The organism is Ruegeria sp. AL2 (genome assembly GCF_056540845.1).
Genome location: NZ_JBQFXM010000066.1, coordinates 1 through 1,046, shown reverse-complemented (window position 1 = coordinate 1,046; position 1,046 = coordinate 1). Strand labels below are relative to the sequence as shown.

Sequence of the window (1,046 nt, the reverse complement as noted above, 5' to 3'; positions counted from 1 at the left end):
AAGACGACGCTGACCGCAGCGATCACCAAGTATTTTGGTGACTTCAAGGCGTATGACCAGATTGACGGCGCGCCGGAAGAGAAAGCCCGCGGCATCACCATCTCGACCGCGCATGTGGAATACGAGACCGACGCGCGCCACTATGCGCATGTCGACTGCCCCGGCCACGCCGACTACGTCAAGAACATGATCACCGGTGCTGCTCAGATGGACGGCGCGATCCTGGTTGTGAACGCCGCGGACGGCCCGATGCCGCAGACCCGCGAGCACATCCTGCTGGGCCGCCAGGTTGGCATCCCGAAGATGGTCGTGTTCATGAACAAGGTTGACCAGGTTGACGACGAAGAGCTGCTGGAACTGGTGGAAATGGAAATCCGCGAGCTGCTGTCTTCGTATGAATACCCCGGCGACGATATTCCGATCATCGCAGGTTCGGCTCTGGCCGCGATGGAAGGCCGTGACCCTGAAATCGGCGAGAACAAGATCCGCGAGCTGATGGCGGCTGTTGACGAATATATCGACACGCCCGAGCGTGCTGTTGACCAGCCGTTCCTGATGCCGATCGAAGACGTGTTCTCGATCTCGGGCCGTGGTACCGTTGTGACCGGCCGTATCGAGCGTGGCGTGATCAACGTTGGCGACGAGATTGAAATCGTCGGCATCCGCGACACCAGCAAAACCACCTGCACCGGCGTTGAAATGTTCCGCAAGCTGCTGGACCGCGGTGAAGCAGGCGACAACATCGGCGCCCTGCTGCGTGGTGTGGACCGTGAAGGCGTTGAGCGTGGTCAGGTTCTGTGTAAGCCGGGTTCGGTTACACCGCACACCAAGTTCGAAGCCGAAGCCTATATCCTGACCAAGGAAGAAGGCGGCCGTCACACCCCGTTCTTCGCGAACTACCGTCCGCAGTTCTACTTCCGTACGACTGACGTGACCGGCACCGTGACCCTGGCGGAAGGCACCGAGATGGTCATGCCCGGCGACAACGTGTCGTTCGGCGTTGAACTGATCGCACCGATCGCGATGGAGCAGGGCCTGCGCTTCGC

1 protein-coding gene is annotated in these 1,046 nt (G+C 60.5%); it reads left to right on the top strand.

The features are described 5' to 3' along the window. Positions 1-1,046, top strand: a 1,046-nt coding sequence (tuf, locus tag ACR0ID_RS20385; RefSeq protein WP_480608416.1) for an elongation factor Tu, incomplete at both ends; no start/stop codon positions are given.